Source organism: Prevotella sp. AM42-24, from assembly GCF_003461825.1.
In the GTDB taxonomy this organism is placed as follows: domain Bacteria; phylum Bacteroidota; class Bacteroidia; order Bacteroidales; family Bacteroidaceae; genus Prevotella; species Prevotella hominis.
This window is the reverse complement of the sequence record NZ_QTXV01000133.1, coordinates 1-2,540: the sequence shown is the minus strand read 5'-3', so window position 1 is coordinate 2,540 and position 2,540 is coordinate 1. Positions and strand designations below refer to the sequence as shown.

Genomic DNA, 2,540 nt, shown 5'->3' with positions numbered 1-2,540 from the left:
GTAAGCGGCTCCGCGTTTATACCTTGCATAATTGAAAAAAGCAGTAATAGCTGATTGAATAATGCTGTTACTGCTTTTTCCATCTGTCAGGAAGCAAGTCTCTGTATTTTTCCAATGGAGTATTTGGTTGCCATTCTACGGTCTTTTCTATGACATCGCTAATGTATTCGAACAGATTAATGCCATTCATTTTGCATGAGATGGCGATAGAATATAGGATAGCTCCTCGTCTTGCCCCTTCGTGCGAACCAAAGAATAATGAGTTTCTTCTCGACAGCGATATGTACCTCTGGATTCTCTCAATATAATTGTTGTCGAGAGCAGTATCACCTCTTTTAAAAATGTCACAAATGGCATTATACTCGTTAAGGGCATAGCCGACGGCTTGCGCCAAGGGCGATTTGGGCAGCAAATCCTTCCTGGAAGATAATTCCTCCAGTTTCTCTAATAAATCCTGCAAAATGTCCGGTGCGTATGATTGCCGATAAGCCAGATGTTTCTCTACTGTCCATCCATTTACGCCAACCTTATGCTTTTTGTCTTCTTGATAAAATCTGTTGATGATGCCTGCTACTTCCTGTGCATCCTTGTCGTTCTTGCCACAGTCGATGAAGTTTCTCTTGACATGCTGCAGACAGGCAATTCTCATAATGTCCGGATAAGCATCCGACTCCAGCTTCCGGTAAGGAGCATATGCATCACTCTGTACTGTACCTTTATAATCCGAGAACACATCAAGTATGACCTGCTCAGAACGTGATCCATCCTCATATACGAAGAACACAAGTCCCAGTTTAGGTGCGCTTACCGCCCACAGGTAACCTTTCTTCGAGCCATTGTCTGTAGGCTTTACCCTCGTCAGCAGTACTTTATGATAAGTTTCATCTGCCGTAACATAATCCTGCTGTAACACCTTTTGGCAGATGGCTCTATAGATATTTTCCAGTACGTCTGCGCTTCTGGCAATCAGCTTGTTTGCCGTGGCTTTCCTTAGTGTGAACCCACTGTCGGCAAAGTATTTGACGATTCGCTCCACCGGCATGGAATAGATATACCGCAACTGCAGTAGACCTGCTGCAAAAGAAGATGTATAGGATGAGTTTAGCAGCAATGCTGGTGGGGTCTTTCCTGGATACAGGACATTTCCATCCGTATAAGTGTTGATGTGATATACGGTCTTGATGAACTTGATGGGCTCCATGCTGTAACGCACACAGGTGCGGGTGCCATAGATGCGCAGCGTCTTCAAAAGTTCCGCATCCATGTCTGGATTAACCGTAACATGTTTCTCCTCCATCTCATAATGCATGTCACGCTTGGCCCCATTGTTTTTGCGCTCCTTTCTCTTTTCCGCCTGCTCTTTTTTCTTCCTGTCAAATTCTTCCTGAGTCATTGAGTCTTGCAGACACTTCTCCTGACGTTCGGACTTTTTGCCGGAAACGAGCTTGCCGAGCGCCCTGTTCTGGCGATTCGCTTTGTCTATGGCGATTCCTTTCTGGACGAGTTGCTCTTCTAATGACTTTATACGTTCAATGAGTTCACCGACCTGTATGGTCAGCGAACTCACAGTATCGTTAGCAAGCTGAAGTTGCTCCTTCAAAAGTACTATGATTTCGTCCTTTGTCATAGTGCAAAGGTACGAAAAAATATTGAGATATGCAAGTATTATTGGATGTTAATTTTATCTATTTTATTGATATACAGCACGTTATTGGCATTATAATACTGCTATAAGTTAAGCCTCTTTCTAAATCTCATACTTTTAAGGCAAATTCCGCTCATGATGGCAGACAGAGTCTTGTGCGGCATTTTGCATTGCTTGTTCTTAGGGTCAAAGAATGGCAATTCAAAGGTTCCTCGTTCCAGTCGCTTGTGATATAGCAAGAAACCATCGCCATCCCATTTTAGCAGTTTAACCTGCTGGCGATTCTTGGAGAAGAAGATGAAGACTGCACCGCCAAGTGGTGGCAGCTCCATCTCCGTCCTTACTATCTGATACAAGCCATTAATACCCGTGTTCATTCGAACGTATCGCTGGCAGACATAGTATTGGGTGTTCTCATTTAATCCAAACATACCGCATCCTCCTTCTCATAAAGTTTCATTAACGCCATAACAGACTTGGCGCATCCTTTTTTGACCGACACAACGGTTCCATTGGGAAAGGTTATGTTTATGCCTTGAAGAAGATCCTCCATAGGAAGATCTATAGTTGGAGACTCCATAGGCACGAACATCACGCCGGTATTTGCAGTAGAGGCTTCTGCTCTTTCCTTACGGGCTGCCTCCTGAACTTCACGGATTTCATGCTTGGCACGCAGGACAGAATATCCCTTCTCGGACATCCAATTTTGCATGGTGCGGTGATTTACATGCCTTTCCTTCAAGAAAGGAGTCAGATGAGCCTTTGGATTTCGATTCAAATAGATTAAGAAGGAATTCCAAGCCTTCTCAAAACGTTCGTTTGTTGTCATAATTCATGCGATTAAAAAATTATGGTGCAAAGGTACGAACAAACGAGAAAGCTACAATGGTATAAA

3 protein-coding genes are annotated in these 2,540 nt (G+C 43.5%); all 3 read right to left on the bottom strand.

The genetic code is table 11. The features are described from left to right. Positions 1-67 precede the first annotated feature (67 nt). The 3 genes from DW917_RS16590 to DW917_RS16580 all read right to left on the bottom strand — a co-directional run bounded on the left by DW917_RS16590 (position 68) and on the right by DW917_RS16580 (position 2,474). Positions 68-1,627 (bottom strand): IS66 family transposase, encoded by a 1,560-nt coding sequence (locus DW917_RS16590; RefSeq protein ID WP_118120493.1) that lies wholly within the window; start codon positions 1,625-1,627, stop codon positions 68-70. A 101-nt stretch (positions 1,628-1,728) separates the two neighbouring features. Then, positions 1,729-2,076 (bottom strand): IS66 family insertion sequence element accessory protein TnpB, encoded by a 348-nt coding sequence (gene tnpB / locus DW917_RS16585; protein WP_022110333.1) that lies wholly within the window; start codon positions 2,074-2,076, stop codon positions 1,729-1,731. Further along, positions 2,064-2,474 carry a hypothetical protein gene (locus DW917_RS16580; RefSeq protein WP_022110332.1) on the bottom strand — a complete coding sequence of 137 codons (411 nt, stop codon included), beginning with the start codon at positions 2,472-2,474 and terminating at the stop codon, positions 2,064-2,066. Before DW917_RS16580 ends, tnpB begins: the two co-directional genes overlap by 13 nt. Between the last annotated feature and the right edge of the window lie 66 nt (positions 2,475-2,540).

Coding starts and splice junctions, on each gene's coding strand:
- DW917_RS16590 (WP_118120493.1), bottom strand. CDS start 1,627: ATGACAAAGGACGAAATCATAGTACTTTTGAAGGAGCAACTTCAGCTT.
- tnpB (WP_022110333.1), bottom strand. CDS start 2,076: ATGTTTGGATTAAATGAGAACACCCAATACTATGTCTGCCAGCGATAC.
- DW917_RS16580 (WP_022110332.1), bottom strand. CDS start 2,474: ATGACAACAAACGAACGTTTTGAGAAGGCTTGGAATTCCTTCTTAATC.